The sequence below is a fragment of the Sneathiella sp. genome, from assembly GCF_041689005.1.
In the GTDB taxonomy this organism is placed as follows: Bacteria; Pseudomonadota; Alphaproteobacteria; order Sneathiellales; family Sneathiellaceae; genus Sneathiella.
This window is the reverse complement of sequence record NZ_JBDNHC010000089.1, coordinates 1-19937: the sequence shown is the minus strand read 5'-3', so window position 1 is coordinate 19937 and position 19937 is coordinate 1. Positions and strand designations below refer to the sequence as shown.

At 59.6% G+C, this 19937-nt stretch carries 18 protein-coding genes and 2 pseudogenes; 10 read left to right on the top strand and 10 right to left on the bottom strand.

From position 1 onward, the window contains the following. From ACESNI_RS10975 to ACESNI_RS10955, 5 genes and pseudogenes are all read left to right on the top strand, one after another. Positions 1-520 (top strand): annotated as a pseudogene (locus ACESNI_RS10975) (glutamate synthase large subunit); the annotation flags it as partial. A gap of 231 nt (positions 521-751) precedes the next feature. Next, positions 752-1021 carry a hypothetical protein gene (locus tag ACESNI_RS10970; RefSeq protein ID WP_373086681.1) on the top strand — a complete coding sequence of 90 codons (270 nt, stop codon included), beginning with the start codon at positions 752-754 and terminating at the stop codon, positions 1019-1021. 92 nt (positions 1022-1113) lie between these two features. Then, on the top strand, positions 1114-1782 hold the full coding sequence (locus ACESNI_RS10965) for a glutathione S-transferase family protein (RefSeq protein ID WP_373086680.1): 669 nt from the start codon (positions 1114-1116) through the stop codon (positions 1780-1782). Beyond that, positions 1763-2932: a tRNA epoxyqueuosine(34) reductase QueG gene (queG, locus tag ACESNI_RS10960; RefSeq protein ID WP_373086679.1), complete on the top strand. Its 1170-nt coding sequence runs from the start codon at positions 1763-1765 to the stop codon at positions 2930-2932. Before ACESNI_RS10965 ends, queG begins: the two co-directional genes overlap by 20 nt. Continuing rightward, positions 2916-3404: a class I SAM-dependent methyltransferase gene (locus ACESNI_RS10955; RefSeq protein WP_373086678.1), complete on the top strand. Its 489-nt coding sequence runs from the start codon at positions 2916-2918 to the stop codon at positions 3402-3404. Before queG ends, ACESNI_RS10955 begins: the two co-directional genes overlap by 17 nt. Here ACESNI_RS10955 and ACESNI_RS10950 read toward each other — a convergent pair. Continuing rightward, positions 3401-4204 carry a glucose 1-dehydrogenase gene (locus ACESNI_RS10950; RefSeq protein WP_373086677.1) on the bottom strand — a complete coding sequence of 268 codons (804 nt, stop codon included), beginning with the start codon at positions 4202-4204 and terminating at the stop codon, positions 3401-3403. The genes ACESNI_RS10955 and ACESNI_RS10950 overlap by 4 nt on opposite strands. 183 nt (positions 4205-4387) lie before the next feature. On the opposite strand from ACESNI_RS10950, the gene ACESNI_RS10945 reads away from it, so the two are divergent. From ACESNI_RS10945 to ACESNI_RS10935, 3 genes are read left to right on the top strand one after another with little or no spacing between them, the layout of a single operon-like run. Next, a complete protein-coding gene (locus ACESNI_RS10945; RefSeq protein ID WP_373086676.1) occupies positions 4388-4618 on the top strand; it encodes a hypothetical protein in 231 nt (76 codons plus the stop codon). Further along, positions 4615-6009, top strand: a complete 1395-nt coding sequence (locus tag ACESNI_RS10940) for a class I SAM-dependent methyltransferase (protein ID WP_373086675.1) — start codon at positions 4615-4617, stop codon at positions 6007-6009. The genes ACESNI_RS10945 and ACESNI_RS10940 overlap by 4 nt, the downstream gene beginning before the upstream one ends. A 16-nt stretch (positions 6010-6025) precedes the next feature. Continuing rightward, the gene (locus ACESNI_RS10935) at positions 6026-7576 is read left to right on the top strand and encodes a sulfatase-like hydrolase/transferase (protein WP_373086674.1); all 1551 of its coding nucleotides are present in this window, start codon (positions 6026-6028) and stop codon (positions 7574-7576) included. Between the two features lie 10 nt (positions 7577-7586). On the opposite strand, the gene xth is transcribed toward ACESNI_RS10935, so the two are convergent. From xth to ACESNI_RS10890, 9 genes are all read right to left on the bottom strand, one after another. Continuing rightward, entirely contained in the window at positions 7587-8390 is an 804-nt protein-coding gene (xth, locus tag ACESNI_RS10930) for an exodeoxyribonuclease III (RefSeq protein WP_373086683.1), read from the bottom strand. Positions 8391-8422: 32 nt separating this feature from the next. Continuing rightward, positions 8423-9022 carry a hypothetical protein gene (locus tag ACESNI_RS10925; protein WP_373086673.1) on the bottom strand — a complete coding sequence of 200 codons (600 nt, stop codon included), beginning with the start codon at positions 9020-9022 and terminating at the stop codon, positions 8423-8425. A gap of 96 nt (positions 9023-9118) precedes the next feature. Continuing rightward, positions 9119-9757, bottom strand: a complete 639-nt coding sequence (locus tag ACESNI_RS10920) for an outer membrane lipoprotein carrier protein LolA (RefSeq protein ID WP_373086672.1) — start codon at positions 9755-9757, stop codon at positions 9119-9121. Between the two features lie 113 nt (positions 9758-9870). Beyond that, positions 9871-12255 carry a DNA translocase FtsK gene (locus ACESNI_RS10915; protein WP_373086671.1) on the bottom strand — a complete coding sequence of 795 codons (2385 nt, stop codon included), beginning with the start codon at positions 12253-12255 and terminating at the stop codon, positions 9871-9873. Positions 12256-12265: 10 nt separating this feature from the next. Further along, positions 12266-13459 carry an aminotransferase class I/II-fold pyridoxal phosphate-dependent enzyme gene (locus ACESNI_RS10910; protein WP_373086670.1) on the bottom strand — a complete coding sequence of 398 codons (1194 nt, stop codon included), beginning with the start codon at positions 13457-13459 and terminating at the stop codon, positions 12266-12268. A 142-nt stretch (positions 13460-13601) separates the two neighbouring features. Next, positions 13602-14831, bottom strand: a complete 1230-nt coding sequence (locus ACESNI_RS10905; RefSeq protein ID WP_373086669.1) for an ammonium transporter — start codon at positions 14829-14831, stop codon at positions 13602-13604. 240 nt (positions 14832-15071) lie between these two features. Further along, positions 15072-16388, bottom strand: coding sequence for an ammonium transporter (locus tag ACESNI_RS10900; RefSeq protein WP_373086682.1), 1317 nt, complete (start codon positions 16386-16388; stop codon positions 15072-15074). A 19-nt stretch (positions 16389-16407) separates the two neighbouring features. Then, positions 16408-16746: a P-II family nitrogen regulator gene (locus ACESNI_RS10895; protein WP_373086667.1), complete on the bottom strand. Its 339-nt coding sequence runs from the start codon at positions 16744-16746 to the stop codon at positions 16408-16410. A 204-nt stretch (positions 16747-16950) separates the two neighbouring features. Then, entirely contained in the window at positions 16951-18318 is a 1368-nt protein-coding gene (locus tag ACESNI_RS10890; RefSeq protein WP_373086666.1) for an amidase, read from the bottom strand. 163 nt (positions 18319-18481) lie between these two features. Between ACESNI_RS10890 and ribA the strand changes: the two genes are divergently transcribed. Beyond that, positions 18482-19600, top strand: coding sequence for a GTP cyclohydrolase II (ribA, locus tag ACESNI_RS10885; protein ID WP_373086665.1), 1119 nt, complete (start codon positions 18482-18484; stop codon positions 19598-19600). Between the two features lie 119 nt (positions 19601-19719). Continuing rightward, positions 19720-19937, top strand: a pseudogene (locus ACESNI_RS10880) (hypothetical protein); the annotation flags it as partial.

Here is a 19937-nt window from a genome sequence, read left to right as displayed (position 1 = left end):
GAGTCCTTGGACCTCCAGCCCGCTGAACAGGAACGAGAACACGATTATCGGCAATACCGTTCTCTATGGCGCGACATCGGGCTATCTCTATGCCGCCGGACAGGCGGGCGAGCGCTTCGCGGTGCGCAATTCCGGCGCTATTTCGGTGGTTGAGGGCTGCGGCACCAACGGCTGTGAATATATGACCGGGGGCACCGTCGCCATTCTCGGGCAGGTCGGCGATAACTTCGCTGCCGGCATGACCGGGGGCATGGCCTTCGTCTATGACATCGACGACGTGCTGCCGGTTAATATCAACAACGACTCCGTGATCTATCAGCGGGTGGCGACGGACTATTGGGCCGGGGTTTTAAAGGGCATGATCGCCGATCATGCTGAACAGACCCAGTCCCCCTTCGCCCAGTCACTGTTGGCCGATTGGAATTGGGAGCAGGACAAGTTCTATCAGGTCTGCCCGAAGGAAATGCTCAACAAGCTGGCCCATCCACTGACCGACGAATTGGCCCAGCAAACGGCCTGACGATCACACGCCCCTTCAGGCAAGGGGTCATGCAAAAAGCCGGGAGGGAAACCTTCCGGCCTTTTTTGTGGCCATTTTTGCCGGGCCGAACGCGAAAATGCCTCCCCCGTTATTGCGATGAAACGCCAGATCTCCGGCTCCGGGCCGCTTTTGCGAGGGGCAGGAACTGGCATAATCCTTGCTTTTCCAGACAGGAACAGCTTGGATAAACATGTTACAGGAGCCTGGAAATTGGACACATCGCCTCAGTCATCACCGAACGAGGGGTTTTTGCGGCCCGCCTTCATCGATCCGATCATCAGCATCGACAGTGTCAAATGGGCGGCACGGCGGTTTATTCTCGTCTATGGCGAAGCGGCGCCGGATGTCGCCCTTGACCATGTGAACATGCTGGACGGCAAGGGCCGCATCCAGACCGCTGAAATGTTCGAACGGGTGCGCCGGGAATGCGCGCGGCTCCTGCGCAAAAGCGAGCATCTGCGACAAGCGCCGCCGCACTGAAGGACATTTACCGGATCGCCGCCACCAATTTTTTTGCCAATCCGGCATTCTAGCTATTCTACATTTGCATCACATGGAGTAAGGTCGGCGCCATGCGAACACTCTATCATTTCTGGATCTCCCCGGCCTGCCGAAAAGTTCGACTGGCCCTCGATGAAAAATGCCTGAAATTCGAGCTGAAAGTCGAAAAACCGTGGGAGCGGCGGCCCGGCTTTATGGCCCGCAACCCCGCGGGCGAAGTGCCGATCCTGATCGATGAAAATGACGCCCTCCTCGCCGACAGTACCGCGATTTGCGAATATCTTGAGGAAACCTATGAGGATGTGCCGCTCCTGCCCGACGACCGGGCGGGACGGGCGGAGGTGCGGCGGCTGGTCGGCTGGTTCGACCGCAAGTTCTATACCGAGGTCACCGACAATCTGGTCGAGGAAAAGATCATGAAGCGGCTGACCAAGTCGGGCACGCCAAACACGGCGGCAATCCGCGCCGGACATCACAATATCCATTACCATCTCGAATATATCACTTATCTGGTTGAGCGGCGCTCGTGGCTGGGCGGCGATGATTACAGCCTTGCCGATATCGCTGCCGCCGCGCAGCTATCCAGTGTCGATTACCTCGGCGATGTCCCGTGGGAGCAGCATCCGGTCGCCAAGGTCTGGTACGCGCGGGCGAAATCCCGGCCGAGCTTTCGCGGTATCCTTGCCGATAACCTGCCCGGAATGCCCGCCCCGAAACATTATGCCGACCTCGATTTCTGATCCGTCGGCGGGCGTTATCGACCGCGACAGGATTCGCGCCGCCGCCCGGGACGAGGGCTTCGATGATGTTGGCTTTACCGCCGCCGATTTCGGGCCGGAGCCGGGCCGCCATCTTGCTGATTTTATTGCTCACGGCCGCCAGGGCGACATGGACTGGATCGCCCGGAAGGCCGACCGGCGGCGGCATCCGCAGGCGCTCTGGCCGGAGGCCAGATCGGTGATCATGCTCGCGCTCAACTATGGCCCCGACCGCGACCCGCGGGCGGCGCTGGATCAGCCGGATCGCGGAGTCATTTCCGTCTATGCGGGCGGGCGCGACTATCATGACCTCGTCAAGAAGAAGCTGAAACGGCTGGCGCGCTGGCTCATCGCAACCTATGGCGGCGATGTCAAGGTCTTCGTCGATACGGCGCCGGTCATGGAAAAGCCGCTGGCCGCGGCCGCCGGTCTGGGCTGGCAGGGCAAACATACCAACCTGCTGAGTCGCGAGTTCGGCTCATGGCTGTTTCTCGGCAGTATCTTCACCACCCTCGACATTGCCCCGGACGACGCCGAAGCGGGCAGTTGCGGCAGTTGCACCGCCTGTCTTGATATCTGCCCGACCGGGGCGTTCCCGGCCCCTTACCAGCTTGATGCCCGGCGCTGTATCTCCTACCTCACGATCGAGACCCGCTCCCATATCGACCGGGAACTGCGGCCGTTGATCGGTAACCGGATTTACGGCTGCGATGACTGCCTTGCTGTCTGTCCATGGAATAAATATGCGAAGGCTGCCCATGAAATGGCGTTTCTGCCGCGCCCCGAACTGGTGGCGCCACGGCTCCAGGATCTTGTGACCCTGGATGACCCGGCGTTTCGAGCTCTGTTTTCAGGCTCGCCGGTGAAACGGCTCGGGCGTAACCGCTTTATTCGCAACGTCCTGATCGCGCTTGGCAATAGCGGCGAGGCCAGTCATCAAGACAGGATCGAGCCGCTGCTGACCGACGCCTCGCCGATTGTCCGCGTCGCCGCCATCTGGGCGCTTGGGCGGCTTGCCGATCAACAGATATATGACCGCCACCGCGACGACCTGCTCCCCCGGGAGACGGACGCGGAGGTGATTACAGAATGGAATTTGGGAAGGGATCAATTGAATGAGCAGACTGAATAGCTTCATCCGCCGCGTGACGGCGCAGCGCGACTGCCTTGACCATGCCGTCAGCCTGATTGGGGATGCGCCCGGATCAGTGCTGGAGCTGGGTCTCGGCAACGGTCGGACGTTTGATCATTTGCGAAAATCGATGCCGGGCCGCGATATTTATGTCTTTGACCGTCATGTGAAGGCCCACCCCGACTGCATCCCTGATGAAGAGCATATGATTGTCGGCGATTTCCGCGAGACGGTCCCGGCGGCAGCGGCCAAAATGGCGGCCCCGGCCTTGCTCGCCCATTGCGATATCGGCTCCGGTGATAAGGAACTGAGCCTGGCGCTGGCGCGGGAGCTGGGCGCGAGCCTGCCCGCGCTGCTGCAACCCGGCGCGATTATTGTCAGCGACCAGCCGTTTCACGTCAAGAGCTGGGTTGCCCTGCCCTTACCCGAGGCCGTCGCACCCGGCCGTTATCATCTTTACCGGCAGGCCTAGCGCGCCGTATAGCCGCCATCGATGAGGAATTCCGTGCCGGTGACAAATCCGGCCTCATCGGAGGCAAGATAGAGGATCATTGAGGCAATCTCTTCGGGCTGGCCCAAACGACCCAGCGGATGCAGTCGTTCAAGCTCCTTCTGCGCCGCCGCCTTCTCGGCCTCTGTGACCTTATCGAACCGGCGCATCACCATCGGCGTCTCGATATAGCCCGGATGCACGGAATTTATCCGCACATTATACCCAAGTTCGGCGCATTCGATGGCGGCCGCCTTGGTGAACAGCCGCACCCCGCCCTTGCTCGCGGCATAGGCGGAGATATTGGGGATGCCGACGAAGCCGAGAACCGAGGAAATATTGACGATGGAGCCGCCCCCCGTCTCCTTCATCGCGCGGACGCCGGCCTGCGTGCCGAGGAACGTCCCATCAAGATTGATCGCGGTTGTCCGCCGCCAGACCTCCAAACTCATCTCCAGCAATGGCGCGACCCAGCCGATCCCGGCGGAATTGAGCAGAATATCAAGTTTGCCCCAGCGTGCCACTACCTCCTCCGTTACCGCCTGCCACTGCTCCGGATCGACAACATTGAGATCGCGGTAAAAGACGTCATGGCCCGCGTCAGTCATCTCGGCGGCGATGGCCTCGCCTTTTTCGCGGGAAATATCGGTGAGCGCCACTTTCGCGCCTTCCATGGCAAAGCGTTTGGCGGTGGCAAGGCCGATGCCGGACGCCGCGCCCGAAATCAGCGCGGTCTTCCCCGCCAGCCGCCCCGATCCTGTTGATGGTGATGAAGTTGTCATGCCCCTGCCTCCGTTTTTTGCTGTTATTGACAGAGACTTTGCCGCAAGCGGGCCTCGCACGCAACCCTCACGGTAATGGTGAATAAATTCGGCGGCTAATTACGATTTATTAACTTTACCGGCGGTAGATTGGGTCATGTGATTTAGCCGTCAATTTCCTGTTTCCGGAGAATGTGAAGAGCCATGATGATATCCAGAAAAACAATTCTCGCGTCGACCGCCCTCGGCTTCGTGCTTTTTTCCAGCCCCGCCTATGCCTATCTCGATCCGGGCACCGGAAGTATGCTGCTACAACTCGCCCTCGGCGGTGTCGCGGGTTTCCTGGTCATTCTTAAACTGTACTGGAGCCGCTTCGTCGGATTGTTTCACCGGTCCGGCGCCGCGGACGAGCTGGTTCAAGATAACGACAAATGAACCATGTCGCGATTGAACCGGGATCGTTCCGTGATCCCATGGGCCGGGTGTTTGTGGGCGGCGATCATATTTACCGCGCCACAAGTGCCAAGGGCAGGACAGCGTTCGAGTTTGTTGCCGCAACCGGCCTGCTTGCGAAGCTTGAGGACGCGGGCAAGATCGTCACCAGCCGCATCGTCCCCAATCACGTTCTTGGCGGCCTCGCCCGCACCGACGGTATTGTCCTTGAACATGAGAAAATTCCCTATATTTCCTATCCCTATGAATGGTCTTTCTCCTTTTTGAAGGCGGCGGCGCTGTTGCATCTGGATATTCACTTGCAGGCGCTGGAGGTGGGTGTCACCTTGTCGGATGCCTCCGCCTATAATGTCCAGTTTCGCGGCAGTCACCCGGTGTTTATCGACATCCTGTCATTCCGGCCCCTGAAAACCGGCGAAACATGGGACGGCCATCGCCAGTTCTGCGAACAGTTTCTCAACCCGCTGCTGCTGAAATCGAAGCTGGATATCGATCCCAACGCCTGGTATCGCGGCACACAGGAGGGAATTTCGACGCCTGAGATCAACCGCCTGCTGCCCTGGTATAAAAAGCTCAGCTGGAAGATGCTGACCCATGTGGTCGCCCAGTCAGCGCTGCAAAACGCCAATGTCGGCACGGCGGCGGATGCCCGCGCGCGCGTAGAGTTCCCGCTTGCCAGCTATCGCCGGATGCTCACCGGCCTGCGCAACTGGATAGAAACCATCGAGCCCGCGAAAAAATCCCGCACCGAATGGCAGGATTATGCCACCGGCCATAGTTACGCCGACGCAGAACAACAGGCGAAGGCTGCCTTCGTCGCCCGCTTTGCCGCCGCCGTCACGCCGGATATTCTCTGGGATATCGGCTGCAATACCGGCGATTATTCCGCTGTGGCGCTGGCCAATGGCGCCGCCTATTCGGTCGGCTTCGATGTCGATCAGGGCGCGCTAACGCAGGCCTATGGGCGGGCAATCGCCAATGACATGCCGTTTCAACCGTTATATTTCGACGGCGCCAATCCCTCCCCGAGCCAGGGCTGGAACGAGGCGGAGCGCAAAAGCATGTCGGCGCGGCGCAACGCCGACGGCCTCATCGCCCTCGCCTTCATCCATCACATGGCCATCGGCCGCAATATCCCGCTTGAACATGTCATCCGCTGGCTTGTCGGGCTGGCGCCGGAGGGGGTGATCGAGTTTGTCCCCAAGGCCGACCCCATGGTCCGTCAGCTGCTGACCCTGCGCGAGGATATATTCGAGGATTATTCACTGTCGGCCTTTACCGAGTATCTCAGGGAAATGGCCGAGATTGTCGCCACCGACGTGATCACAAAATCCGGTCGCCAGCTGTTCTGGTACAAGCGGAAATCCGGCTGACGGAAGGCGGGGCTTGATGGCGCAGGAACCCGATAAACTCTCGCGGCTGGCCGCCTGGCTGCTGCCCCTGCTGGCGGCGGGCTACAGCGTCATTAATTTTCTGGAGACCAACATCACCGAGGCCCGGCCCGCTGATGCCGGGGCGCTACTGGGCGGGATGCTGCTTTACGCGCTCGGCCTTTTTGTCCTCCTCCGGCTGCTCCGGCTGACGATCTACAAAGCGGCGCTGCTCTCGACCCTGATCCTGATTTGCAGCCTCTATGGTGGCATGCCCTATCTGCTGATCCGCTACATGATGCGGGTAGATCTGCCTTATGTGGTCTTTGTCGGGCTGCTGGTAATGCTTGTGGGTGGCATCGGTATTTTACTCGCGAAATCACGGGCGAGCTTCAAGCTGCCGGTGCTGTTCCTTGCCATCGCCGCCGCCGTCGGGCTCGGATCGGCAACGGCAAATGTCACCCTGTATGAAATGGGTCGTCCCAACGCCGCCGACCTCGCCGCGCCGCTTGGCGTCACATTGGAGACCCCCAAGGCGAAGCGTAATATCTATTACATCATCCTCGACCGCTATGCCGCCGCGCGGACGCTCGCCGCCGATTATGATTTCGATAATGGCGATTTCACATCTTTCTTGCGGAAAAGCGGCTTCTATGTCGCCGACAACAGCGTTTCCAATTACCCGAAGACCGCGCAATCCATCAGTTCGAGCCTGAACATGGACTATCATCATTTCACGGCGGACCAGATCCCGAAGGACAAGAGCGACTGGCTACCTTTTCATGAGCGCCTCCGCCATAACCGGGTGACGGCGCTGCTGAAGGGTGCGGGGTATAAATATATCCATATGGGATCCTGGTGGCCGGCGACGGCGTCAAGCCCGATGGCCGACGAGAATTTCCAGACGACCCTACTCAGCCAGTTTGCGCTTAAATACCTGCAACGCAGCCTGTTCGATCCGCTCCTGCATATGTTTTACGACAAACAAGCGCAAAATTCCCTGGCGCCCGACCAATGCAACCGCGTTCCCCGGAAATTCGCGCATCTGACGGAGGTGGCCAAGGGGCCGAAGCCGGTGTTCGTCTTCGCCCATTTCCTGATCCCGCATGATCCGTTCGTGTTCGACAAGACCGGCCATTGCCTGACCCGCGAGGAGAGCGCCGGGCGCAGCCTGATAGAGAACTATCTCGGCCAGCTTCAATATGGCAACCAAATGATCCGCGCGCTTGTCGATCAGTTGCTTACCGCCCCGGGACCCAAGCCGATCATCATTATTCAGGCCGACGAAGGGCCATTTCCGGTGCGCTATCGCAGGGATGAGGCAGGATTTCAGTGGAAACAGGCGACGGATCAGGAATTCCGGCAGAAGATGCGCATTCTCAACGCCTATTATTTCCCCGAGACTGACCCTGATATATTTTACGACAGCATTACCCCGGTGAATTCCTTCCGGCTGCTGTTCAACCGCTATTTCGGCGCCGAACTCCCGCTCCTTGCCGATCGCAACTACGCCTTCCCCAATGCTGCCAATCGCTTTGACTTCTTTGACGTGACCGATATCGTCCGCTGAGACAAACGGGTCAGGCGAGACCGTCGAGATTGAAATCAACGACGACCGGCGCATGATCGGAGGGTTTTTCCCAGCCGCGCGGGTCCTGATGGACGCTCATCGCCGCCAGATGCGGTTTCAAGGCCGGGGTCACCCAGACATGATCGAGGCGGCGGCCCTTATTGGCAGCTTTCCAGTCGCGGGCGCGATAGCTCCACCAGGAAAACAGCGGCTCCGGCTCCGGCATAAAATGGCGCATGGCGTCAATCCAGTCATGGGAGTCATAAATACGGCTCATATGCTCGACCTCGATCGGGGTATGGCTGACGACTTTTAACAGCTGCTTGTGGTTCCAGACATCACTCTCAAAGGGCGCAACATTGAGATCGCCAACGAGGATCAACTTGTTATGATCGGCCCGGCGTTCCCTGAAATAATCAGTCATTTCGGTCATAAAGTCGAGTTTATGGGCGAATTTGTCATTGAGCGTGATATCGGCGATATCGCCGCCTGCCGGGACGTAGAAATTATTGATCTCCATCCCATTCTCCAACGTAACCGCCAGATGGCGCTTGTCATCCTTGCCACACCAGTGCCGGGTCTCGACCGGCGTGAACGGCAGTTTCGAGAAAATGGCAACCCCGTTATAGCTTTTCTGCCCGGCAATCATGTGATGGGTAAATCCCATGGCGGCGAAAGCTTTGCGCGGAAACTCGTTATCGGTCACCTTGGTTTCCTGAAGGCAGAGAATATCCGGGTTCGCCTCGGCGACGAACTGCTCAACATGGGCGAGGCGGGCGCGGACAGAATTGACGTTCCAGGTGGCGATGCGCAGATGACTCATACTTGGGCTTTCGATGTTGGATTTCAGAAGATATTGAAGCTGCGGCCGGTAATGCCGATCGGCCAGTGACCCTGCTCGAACAATTTATATTTAAGGGCGAAGGGGTGGCTGTCCTCCTCCCCGGCGGCAAGGACCAGCGCCGCCTGATGGCAGCATTGCAGGGCAGAGCCGATGGCGGCGCGGATCAATTCCTGATCCTCAATATCCTGCTCATCGGTAACGGCCTCGACGGCGGCGGTGATCAACGGCGAGGCGGTGGCGGAAATCTGGGTGAGCGCGAGGTTGAGGTCCTCCTCCTCCATCAGTTCCAGTGCCTTGGTGGTCAGCCCCATGCGGAGCTGCTCCTCGGCCTCCCACCAGTCACTGTTCCAGTCCGGATTGCCGGCGGCATGGCCGGCATCGTCCCAGTTCTCGATCTCGGCGACGAAGGCATCGGGAAAGCCGAGCGCATCCATGTAATCGCGGGCCGCGCCTAAGGCCTCTGCCTCTAAAGGTTCGCCAAGGTCATTGAACCAGGGCACGTTGGTCAGGAATTTATTAAATCGGACGACCGAAATTAACGTCGGATACGCCTCGATATCCGGCATTTCGTCTTCATCATCATAATCGTCATCATAATCCATGGGGGAGCTCTGTGATCTTTCAGGCGTTAGCCCTGTTTAACATGATTTCACCGCGAATTCACCCCTTGAGGCCCGCAGGCCTGAAAAAGTGCGGCGTTATTTACGAACGGGGCCGTTATTCTCGTAATCGCTGTCGAAAAAGGTGAAAAGCGCGGGATCGAGAGCGATATTCTGCTCGACATTGCCGAGGCTGATGCTGGTGACATTCCCTTGTGTATCGGTGACCAGCCACTGGCGCAGTTGCAGGGGCTTATCGCTGAAAATAAGGACGATATTGCCCTCATCGGGGTTATCGGTATCAATCACCGTTAGCCGGAGGGCACCGTTTTCATGCTCGACATGGGTCACGGTGACATCGCCGCTCAGCTTGACGTCCTTTTTCAGCAGCACGCTGACCGGGGTTGAGTAAAGCGGCAGGCGCGTGGTTTCCTTCAGCTCCTTGTCGCGGAAAACCAGCCAGACACCGTCGGCCACGACCAGCATCTGGGCCGGCGGCTCATATTCAAAGCGCATCCGGCCGGGCTTGCTCAGGTACACATCCCCCTTGGCGATGCCGCCTGCAGCATCAAGCTGCAGGAACTTGGCGCGAAGGGTGGTAATGGTATTCAGGTAGTCTTCGGCGCGGGCGACCTGCGCCTTGTCATCGGCGGATAAGTCGGCAAAGGCTTGCGCCGGGCCGGCAATCACGATCAGGCAGGCCAGCAACGGGCCCAGGACTTTTGGCAATTTCAGCATGACACTCTCAATTTCGTTTGAATTTCAACCCGCCTAAACTGGCATTCCCCAGATATGGGGCGGATCAGACGGATTGCCAGCGCAAAACGGTTTCCGCCCGGTCACAAACCCGTTCAGCGCTCCCGATCACTGATATCGCGGGCCAGCACCTCGCGCTTGCCGACATGGTTGGCAGAGCCGATCACGCCCTCCTTCTCCATCTGGTCGATAATGCGGGCGGCACGGTTATAGCCGATTTGAAGGTGCCGCTGGACAAAACTGGTGGAGGCCTTGCGTTCGCGACAGACAAGGTCGACAGCGCGGTCATAGAGCTCATCGCCGCTGTTATTGCCGCCGCCGCCCGTCATATCGTCGAAATCGCCCTGTGATTCCTCGGTGACCTCTTCCTTGTAGTTAGGCGCGCCCTGGGTTTTGAGGAAATTCACCACTTGTTCAACCTCTTCGTCCGAGACGAACGGCCCGTGGACCCGCTGGACGCGGCCCGCGCCCGGCATATACAGCATGTCGCCCTGACCGAGAAGCTGTTCGGCGCCCTGCTCGCCCAGCACCGTGCGGCTGTCAATCTTGGACGTCACCTGAAAGCTGATCCGGGTCGGGAAGTTGGCCTTGATGGTGCCGGTGATAACATCAACGGAGGGGCGCTGGGTCGCCATGATCACATGCAGGCCCGCGGCCCGGGCCATTTGCGCCAGCCGCTGCACCGCGACCTCAATATCCTTGCCCGCAACCATCATCAGATCGGCCATTTCATCAACGATGATGACGATCATCGGCAACGGTTCGGTATCGAGCGCGCGTTCCTCGAACACCGGTTCGCCGCTGGCGGTATCAAAGCCGGTCTGGACCGTGCGTTTCAACACCTCGCCCCGTTTCGAGGCCTCGCGGATTTTCTGGTTATAGCCATCGACATTACGCACGCCAAGCTCAGCCATCTTGCGATAGCGGTTCTCCATCTCCTTGACCGCCCATTTCAGCGCGACGATCGCCTTGCCGGGCTCCGTCACTACGGGGGCGAGCAAATGCGGGATACCGTCATAGACGGAAAGCTCCAGCATCTTCGGGTCGATCATGATGAAGCGACATTCCTCCGGCGAGAGGCGATAGAGCAGCGACAGGATCATGGTATTGACGGCCACCGACTTGCCCGAGCCGGTCGTGCCCGCGATCAGCAGATGCGGCATACGGGCGAGATCGGCCACCACCAGATCACCACCGATATCCTTGCCCAGCGCCAGCGTAAGCTTGGAGCTCGTGCTCTCATAGGCGGCGGCGGACAGTAACTCGCGCAGGTAAACGGTTTCCCGGCGCTGGTTCGGCAGCTCGATACCGATGGCGTTGCGGCCCGGAATAACGGCGATACGGGTGGAAATCGCGCTCATCGAGCGAGCGATATCATCGGCGAGACCGATCACGCGGGAGCTTTTCAGCCCCGGTGCGGGTTCCAGCTCATAGAGGGTGACGACCGGGCCTGGACGAACCCGGCTGATGTCGCCCTTGATGCCATAGTCATCGAGCACGGATTCGAGCAGCCGCGCGTTCTTCGACAGCGCCTCCTCGCTGACCGGCTTGGAGACCAGCTTCTTGTCCGGCAAGGACAGTAGTTCAAGCGGCGGCAACTGGTATTCCCCATCGGGGCCGAGATCAAGCGCCGGCTGTTTCTCGGCGGCAACCCGCTTGCCGGTCACCGCGCCCGCCTTGCGTTGCTCGATCTGCGGCTCAATCGGTTTCTTGAAGACCGGCTTCTTGTTCTTTTTCACCCGCGCCGGTTTTTTGCGCGGCGCGGTCGGCGCGTCAAGTTCGTCGTCGTCGATGTCGTCCTCCAGCTCGTCGCTCGCACTGCGACGGCCGAAATTCCGTAAATATCCCGGCGTCAGCAGCAAGGTCTGCACCACCGCCCGCAGCGACCGGCCAATACCCCGCCATTCCTGTTCCGACATGCCGAAAGACACCAGCAGCAACAGGACGGAGATGACCAGCAGGACGGAACCGAGAATGGCCGGATGAAGACTGACGCCGATCTGCTGGAAACCAACAATAATCGTGTTGAAAATCACCTCACCGACAATGCCGCCATAGCCCGAATGCAGGGGCCAGCTGTCTGCCACGGGCAGCGCCGCCAGCGTCGCCGAGACGAAACAGATAGCAATCGGCAGCACCGCCAAATGGATCCAGCCCCAGCGCAGGCCCCGGTGCGACATCACCCGCCACGACCAGGCGATCAGGCTGAGGATGAGGGCGACCGATCCGAAGCCGATGGTCTGCAACAGTAAATCAGACAGATGCGCGCCGCCGGAACCGAGCAGGTTTGTCGGCGCATTGGCGGTGGCGTGATTGAAATTGGGATCATCGGGGGAATAGGTGATCAGCGCCACCGTGCAGACAAGCGCCAGCACCAGCAGCACCAGCCCGCCCAACTCGATCAGCCGCCGATGGATAAAATCCACACTTCCGGTCGGCAAAAGGGAAATGGATTTAGAGCCTCGCGTTTTAAACATCATACCTTGTATTCTATAAGCTATCGGCCAGTCTAGTTAAAGCCTCTTTGGTGTCAGCCGCCGCGGCGACCAGCGCCACGCGGATATAACGATCGCCGGGATTATGGCCGTCAGTCCCGTCAACGCTGAGAAAACGGCCGGGCAGTACGCGGACCGCCGCCTCGGTCCAGAGCCGCCGCGCCGCCGCGACCCCGTCGCCGACATCCAGCCACAGGAAAAAGCCGCCCTCCGGCCGGTAAAAGCCAAAGCGACCGCCCAGAATATCCTCGGCGATATCAAATTTCTGCCGGTACAGCGCCCGGTTTTCAAGCACATGCACCTCGTCATTCCAGAGCGCCGTTGCCGCTGCACAGACCGGTAATGGCGACGCCGCCCCGGAAAAATTACGTAAATTCAGGAACGTTTTGATCAGCGATGCCTCACCGACACAGAAGCCCGAGCGCAAACCCGCCGCACTGGAGCGCTTGGACAGGGAATGAAAGGCGAGCACATGATCAAGGCGGCCGCCCTCCTCCGCGCAGATCTCAAGGATACCGGTCGGCGGCGTAACGTCGTAAATCTCGGCGTAGCATTCATCGACCACCAGCGTGAAATCATGTTCCCGCGCGAGGGCGAGCGCCTCCTTCAGGTAGGCGCGGCTGGCCATCGTGCCTTGCGGATTGGCGGGCGTACAGAGATAAAAAGCCGCCGTACGCTCCAGGATAGAGGGATCAATCGCGCCAAGATCGGGAAAGAAGTTTGTTTCCGGCCCCGCCGGGATAAACACCGGCTCCGCCCCTGCCATCACCGCCGCCGCGTGATAGACATGATAATAGGGCGTCGGCAGCAGGATGGCCGGTTTCGCCTCGTTATGGCCGGCGCGCCGGGTCAGCACCTCAGCGATCATATAGAGCGCCTCCTTGGTGCCGTTGACCGGGGCAATATTGGCATTCGCCGTGATCATGCCCTCCGGCAGGGAATAACGCCGGGTAAGCCAGCCGGTAATCGCCTGCCGCAATTCCTCGGTGCCGTTCACCGGCGGATATTTGCCATAGAGATGCTCGTTCGCGCGCAATGCGTCCAGCATCAGCTGCGGCGGTTTGTGCTGCGGCTCGCCAACGGTCAGGAGCGCAGGTTCAACGCCGCTGGCCGGGGCAAGCGGATCAAGAAGCTCCCGCAGCGCCTCAAACGGAGAGCCGCGGAGCAGAAGAAGGTCTGGATTTATCATCAGGGTCGGCCGCCGGATCAATAAGCTACAAAACGGCCCTGAATCTAGATAAATCGACGGGGCGATACAAGCGTCTTTCCCCGCGTTGGCCCGTTATTTGGCGGGGTCGTGCTTTTATACCACTATCGCGCCGCTTTGCGTCCTAGTGCAGGTCCTCTTCCGGGTAGGCGCCGATTTTATGGATACTGAGATCAGCGCCCCGAAACTCTGCCTCCGCCGAGAGGCGAATGCCGACGGAGAGTTTCAACAACCCGTATATCACCAGCCCGGCAATCAGCGCATAGACGCAGCCCGCGAGGCTGACCATGATCTGCACCGGGAAACTAACACCGCCCAGCCCGCCAAGCGCCTCAAGCCCGAAAATCCCGGCGGCGATCCCGCCCCAGAGGCCGCACAGGCCATGCAGCGGCCAGACGCCGAGAACATCGTCAATGCGCAGCCGTGTCTGGCAGATGGTGAAGGCGACAACGAACAATCCCCCGGCAATCACGCCGGTGGCAAGCGCCCCGATTGGATGCATGATGTCGGACCCGGCGCAAACTGCGACAAGGCCCGCGAGCGCGCCGTTATGCACGAAGCCCGGATCGTTGCGCCCGGCGACCAGCGCAGCAATGATCCCGCCGACCATGGCCATCAGCGAATTGAGGGCAACAAGGCCCGAAATCCCGTCAATCGACTGCGCACTCATGACGTTAAAGCCGAACCAGCCGATGCAAAGGATCCAGGACCCGAGCGCCAGAAACGGAATGTTCGAGGGCGGGATACCGATCAAACGACCGTCCTTGGTATAGCGTCCCTGCCGCGCGCCCAGCATCAGCACCGCGCCGAGGGCAAGCCAGCCACCCACTGCATGAACGACGATGGAGCCGGCGAAATCGTGAAAACCGGCGCCGAACGCACTTTCGATGCTGTCCTGAAGACCGAAATTGCCGTTCCACACCAGCCCTTCAAAAAACGGGTAGATGAGCGCCGTCAGCACCCCCGTCGCCGCCAGTTGCGGCCAGAATTTCGCCCGCTCAGCGATGCCGCCGGAAATAATCGCCGGAATGGCGGCGGCAAAGGTCAGCAGGAAGAAGAATTTTACGAGGTCATACCCGTTGCTGGCAAACAGATAACCATCGGCTTGGGCGGCGCCGGAGAGCACCGCCGCGCTAGCCAGAAAATCGACCCCGTAGGCGACCGTATAGCCGATGGCGAAATAGCAGACCGTCGAGACCGCGAAATCGACGAGGATTTTGACCAATGCGTTGACCTGGTTCTTGCGGCGAACGGTGCCGACTTCCAGAAAGGCGAAACCGGCATGCATGGCGAACACCATGATTGCCCCTAGCAACACGAACAGAACGTCCGTGCCCGAAATTCCCTCAGACATGTAACAAGGCTCCCTCATAAAACGACCCGCGTTGGGGCACGGATTACGGGGTCCGTATCAAGGAGCATGCCAACCGGGCATATGCCTGTTTTTTCGGCGATTCCAACCGGGCATTGGCGATGAGTTAACAGCAAATGCCCAAATAATGATCAATTTACCGATCAATATTTGGGCAAACGCCGCTATATTTGGCAAACCGGGCCTTGCCGCGCAACTGGCAAGACCCGGCGCCGCTGTCGCTTAGAAGGACTGCGACCCCTGTCCGAATTCCGGATAGGCCTCGAGACCAAGTTCGGCCTTGTCCAGCCCCATAATCTCGTCTTCCTCGGACGACCGGATCCCGACGGTATATTTCAGGATCAGCCAGAAGATGGTGCTGAGGACGATGACAAAGGCACCGATTGAAACGACACCGATCAACTGGGTCAGGAAGGTTGCGTCCGCATCTGAGAAGGCAACCGCCAGCGTGCCCCAGATACCGGCGCAGAGATGGGCCGGTATCGCACCGACAACATCGTCGATCTTGAGCTTGTCGAGAAGCGGAACAGCGAAGACAACGATGACACCGCCGACGGCACCGATCAGGATCGCCGCACCGACGGTCGGATCCGCGGGCTCAGCGGTGATTGACACCAGACCGGCAATCGCGCCGTTGAGCGCCATGGTCAGATCGACCTTCTTATACATGATCTGGGTCAGGATCATGGCGGCAATCACGCCGCCTGCCGCTGCCATGTTGGTATTGGCATAGACATTTGACATTTCAATGGCGTTGGCAGCAGAGCCGAGGGCCAGAACCGAGCCACCGTTAAAGCCGAACCAGCCGAGCCAGAGAATGAAGGTACCGAGTGTTGCCAGCGGCAGGTTTGCGCCCGGGATCGGGTTAACCTTGCCATCCGCGGTGAATTTACCCTTGCGGGCCCCGAGGATGATCGCGCCTGTCAGGGCAGACCAGCCACCGACTGAATGCACCAGCGTTGATCCGGCATAATCGGAGAAGCCCATCTGGGAAAGCCAGCCGCCGCCCCAGACCCAGGACCCCTGTATCGGGTAGATGATGGCGGTGAGCAAAACGACGAAGCCGAGAAACGACCAGAGCTTGATCCGCTCGGCCAGCGCGCCCGACACAATCGAGGCGGCCGTCGCCACAAACACCATCTGGAAGAACCAGTCGGAGGAGGCCGAATAGCCGCCGTCGGCGAAGGTGCCGGCAAGCGCCTCAGTATCCACCGGACCCCAGAACGGGCTGAAGCTGCCGATATAGCCGGTGACATCCAGATACATCAGGTTATAGCCGATCAGATAAAAGGTGAGGCCGGCAATGGCATAGAGCGAAATATTCTTGAGGCAGATTGTCGCTGTATTCTTGGAGCGGACAAGCCCGCTCTCCAGCATCGCGAACCCGGCGCCCATCCACATCACAAGGGCCCCGTTCACCAGAAACGAAAAGGTGTTGAGGATATAGGCTGTCTCACCATCGACAGCGGCATAGGCGGGCACAGCGCCAACAAGCGCGAGGACCGTCATCGCGGCTGCGGCTATTTTGAATTTTGTCATGTTACGCATCAATATTCTCCTAGAGCGCGTCTGCGTCGGTTTCGCCCGTACGGATACGGACCACATTTTTCAAATCGAAAACAAAAATCTTGCCATCACCGATCTGGCCGGTCTTGGCCGCGGCAGCGATGGCCTCGACCACCCGTTCCGCGAGGTCTGCCTTGACGGCAACCTCGATCTTGATTTTGGGAAGAAAGGAGATGGCATATTCTGCCCCGCGATAAATCTCCGTATGGCCTTTTTGTCGGCCATACCCCTTGACTTCAGTTGCGGTCAGACCCTCAACACCGATAGATGTCAGGGCATCGCGCACTTCATCCAGTTTGAAGGGCTTTATAACAGCCATAACCAACTTCATGATGCACACCTCTTTGACTTGGTTTTGATCAGGACATGGAATATCCTGATTTCAGGTCTCCTGTATCAAGACCCGTGCCAGTTAAGGTTCGCTGATTTTATCTGTTATTATTCAAGGGGTTATGGATATGGTGGGAGAATTTAAGGCATTATTGAGGCCATAAATTGCCTAATAAATACTCAAATACCGGATTACGTCTATATTTTAGGCATTCATTGGTGCCAGTGCCTGTTCGGCGGCGGCGCTGAGGCGCAGGAGTTTGCCATCCTGATGCGCCGGGGCCATCAGCATCAGGCCGACCGGCAAGCCATCCAGCAGCCCGACGGGCAGCGTTGTCGCGCAGAGCCGCAGCAGGTTGGCAAAGCGGGTCAGGCTGATCGACATCATGGTCGCGCGGAGGTAAGCCTCGACATTTTCCAGCAGCGGCGCAATCGCCGGCGGATGCTCCGGCTGCGTCGCGCCAACCACCAGGTCAAACCCGGCGGTCTGCGACAGATACTCCGCTTCCAGCCGCGCCATGCCGCGATAGAGGGCGGCGGCATCGACGGCGCGATAGACTTCGGCGGCGAGGATACGCTTTTCGATCGGCGCATACATGCTGCCGGGGCGGGCTTTCATCGCCTCGCCATACATCATACAGGCCTCAATCGCCGCGGGGCTGCCGTGATCGCGCGTGAGGGCGTCGAGATCGTCGAGGGCAGGCACCGGTCCCGTCACCACCTCCGCCCCGGCATCGGCCAGTAGGGCGAGGGCATCGCTGATCCTGTTGTTGATTGCGGGATCGGTCACATCGTCAAATTGCGTAGTCACGCGTAAAATCCGCACCCCTTTCAGCGTCGCGCCCTGCAGGTCGGCGGACGGCCTGCCCGACAGGATACTATACAGGGCGTTGGCATCAGCGATGTTGCGGGTCAGCGGGCCGATCGAATCCAGCGTATAGGACAGCAGCATGGCGCCCTCCAGCGAGATCACGCCATGAGTGGTTTTAAGACCGGCAAGACCGCACCAGGCCGCCGGAATGCGGACGGAGCCCGCCGTATCGGAGCCGATGGCCGCCGCCGCCAGCCCGCGCGCCACCGACAGCGCCGCCCCGGCGGACGAGCCGCCCGGCACCCGTTCGATCTTATCATCAAACGGATTGGGGCCGGTACCGGTCCAGGGATTAACGCCAATGCCGGAAAAGGCGACATCGGGCATGTTGGTTTTGCCAAGGCAGACAAGCCCGGCGCGGGTTGCGCGTTGCAGGCATTCGGCGTCCGTCGTCGGGATCCGCCCCTCAAACAGGCGGCTGCCCGCCTCGGTCGCTACGCTTGCGGTATCGAACAGATCCTTCCAGGAAATCGCTACGCCATCGAGCGGCCCCCGGCGGGTCCCGGCCCGCGCCCGGTCCCGTGCGGCACTTGCCTCGGCCAGCGCCCGCGCCTCGGTCAGGCGAACGTAGATGCGTTGTTCCGGGTCTGCCTCGCGAATACGGTCAAAATAATATTCCGCAAGATCAACCGGGTCGATCTTGCCGCTGTCGATACGCCGACCCAGTTCGAGGGCGGTCAGATTATGCCAATGTTCTGTCATATCGGCAGGTTATGCCATCAATCCTGAAATGGCGAGACTTTTTGCGGGAGGCAAAAGAAGAAATTAAAGGCACCCGACCGCAAAGCCCGGCCTTGCGCTTTTGGTCCGGCAATCGTAGTTTCGTGTCAAATAGTCAGGACCGTGCCCAACCGGATTAAGTCGTATGAGTGAAAACAACAAAAAGAATGATCTCCGCCGTTTACGCGCCGTTGACCGGGCAATCGCCGATCTGCGCCGGGGCTTAAGCGTTATTGTGCGCGGGGACGATGAGGCCTCCCTCGTTCTCGCAACGGAAATGGCCTATGCGGCGGAGCTTGAAGAGCTCGGGCGCCGGAGCGGCAATGCGCCGATGCTGGCGCTGACCGCCCATCGTGCCAATGTCCTGCATATCCCCCCCACCGGCGAGGACGCGGTGCGACTGGTGATCGAGGACTGGATGGATGCACCGCTGATGCGGGCCCTTGCCGACGCGGTCCATGACCTCGACCAGCCGTTTCGCGGGCCGTTCACGCGGCTGATGGAGAGACTGCCGCCAACGGTTCTGGCGGCGATCAAGCTGGCCAAGCTCGGCCGACTGCTGCCCTCGGTGCTGGCGGCGGAGATTTCGCTGGCGGATGTTCAGCGCCTCGCCGCCGAGCATGACCTGTCCGTGGTCGAGCTCACCGATATCACGGAGTTTGAGCGGGTCGCCGCCGTCCGCCTGAAACCCGTCGCCGCCGCGCGCGTGCCCCTGCAGGGGGCGGAAAATACGACCATCCATGCCTTTCGCCCGGAAGACGGCGGAATTGAGCATCTGGCGATTGTTGTTGGCGAGCCGTCACGCCATGACCCGGTTCTCGCCCGGCTGCATTCGGAATGCTTTACCGGTGACCTGATCGGGTCGCTGAAATGCGATTGCGGCGAGCAGCTTCGTGGCGCCTTGAAGGCAATCAACGAACAGGGCGGCGGTGTCTTGCTGTATCTCGCCCAGGAAGGGCGCGGCATCGGCCTGATCAACAAGCTGCGCGCCTATAAACTGCAGGCCCAAGGATTTGATACCGTCGATGCCAACGAACGGCTCGGCTTCGATGCGGACGAGCGGGTGTTCCAGCCGGCCGCCGAGATGTTCAAACTGCTCGGCTTCACCAAGGTCCGCCTGATGACCAACAACCCTGAGAAGGTGTCAGGCCTTGAGCGGCACGGGATCGAAGTCACCGAGCGGGTCGCGCATAAGTTCCCCTCCAATACCCATAACGAGCTGTATCTGGCGACGAAGAAAAAGCGAAGTGGGCATTATTTGTAAGCCCTGACGCTGGCGGACGGAAATATTTTCCGGGCAGGTTCGCCCCGGTCCCGAAAACTCTCCTGTTTCCGGCCATATTTTTGGCATGCTCCTTGCTTTCTGTATGAGAGGAGGAATGAATGACGATCGATGCCGCCACCACCAGCAATCCGTTTGCCTATCTCGACCGCGCCCTGCCGGGCAGCAACGGGCCGCGCTATGTCGCCCCGGAAAAGACGGCGGACGGTGCGCCGGAAAACAGCAGTTTCGGCGACGACGGCTTCACCTTCGACGACTTTCTCGACATCATCAACCCGCTCCAGCATATCCCCGGCGTTGCCACATTATATCGGGAATT

Coding starts and splice junctions, on each gene's coding strand:
- ACESNI_RS10965 (WP_373086680.1), top strand. CDS start 1,114: ATGCGAACACTCTATCATTTCTGGATCTCCCCGGCCTGCCGAAAAGTT.
- queG (WP_373086679.1), top strand. CDS start 1,763: ATGCCGACCTCGATTTCTGATCCGTCGGCGGGCGTTATCGACCGCGAC.
- ACESNI_RS10955 (WP_373086678.1), top strand. CDS start 2,916: ATGAGCAGACTGAATAGCTTCATCCGCCGCGTGACGGCGCAGCGCGAC.
- ACESNI_RS10950 (WP_373086677.1), bottom strand. CDS start 4,204: ATGACAACTTCATCACCATCAACAGGATCGGGGCGGCTGGCGGGGAAG.
- ACESNI_RS10945 (WP_373086676.1), top strand. CDS start 4,388: ATGATGATATCCAGAAAAACAATTCTCGCGTCGACCGCCCTCGGCTTC.
- ACESNI_RS10940 (WP_373086675.1), top strand. CDS start 4,615: ATGAACCATGTCGCGATTGAACCGGGATCGTTCCGTGATCCCATGGGC.
- ACESNI_RS10935 (WP_373086674.1), top strand. CDS start 6,026: ATGGCGCAGGAACCCGATAAACTCTCGCGGCTGGCCGCCTGGCTGCTG.
- ACESNI_RS10925 (WP_373086673.1), bottom strand. CDS start 9,022: ATGGATTATGATGACGATTATGATGATGAAGACGAAATGCCGGATATC.
- ACESNI_RS10920 (WP_373086672.1), bottom strand. CDS start 9,757: ATGCTGAAATTGCCAAAAGTCCTGGGCCCGTTGCTGGCCTGCCTGATC.
- ACESNI_RS10915 (WP_373086671.1), bottom strand. CDS start 12,255: ATGATGTTTAAAACGCGAGGCTCTAAATCCATTTCCCTTTTGCCGACC.
- ACESNI_RS10910 (WP_373086670.1), bottom strand. CDS start 13,459: ATGATAAATCCAGACCTTCTTCTGCTCCGCGGCTCTCCGTTTGAGGCG.
- ACESNI_RS10905 (WP_373086669.1), bottom strand. CDS start 14,831: ATGTCTGAGGGAATTTCGGGCACGGACGTTCTGTTCGTGTTGCTAGGG.
- ACESNI_RS10900 (WP_373086682.1), bottom strand. CDS start 16,388: ATGACAAAATTCAAAATAGCCGCAGCCGCGATGACGGTCCTCGCGCTT.
- ACESNI_RS10895 (WP_373086667.1), bottom strand. CDS start 16,746: ATGAAGTTGGTTATGGCTGTTATAAAGCCCTTCAAACTGGATGAAGTG.
- ACESNI_RS10890 (WP_373086666.1), bottom strand. CDS start 18,318: ATGACAGAACATTGGCATAATCTGACCGCCCTCGAACTGGGTCGGCGT.
- ribA (WP_373086665.1), top strand. CDS start 18,482: ATGAGTGAAAACAACAAAAAGAATGATCTCCGCCGTTTACGCGCCGTT.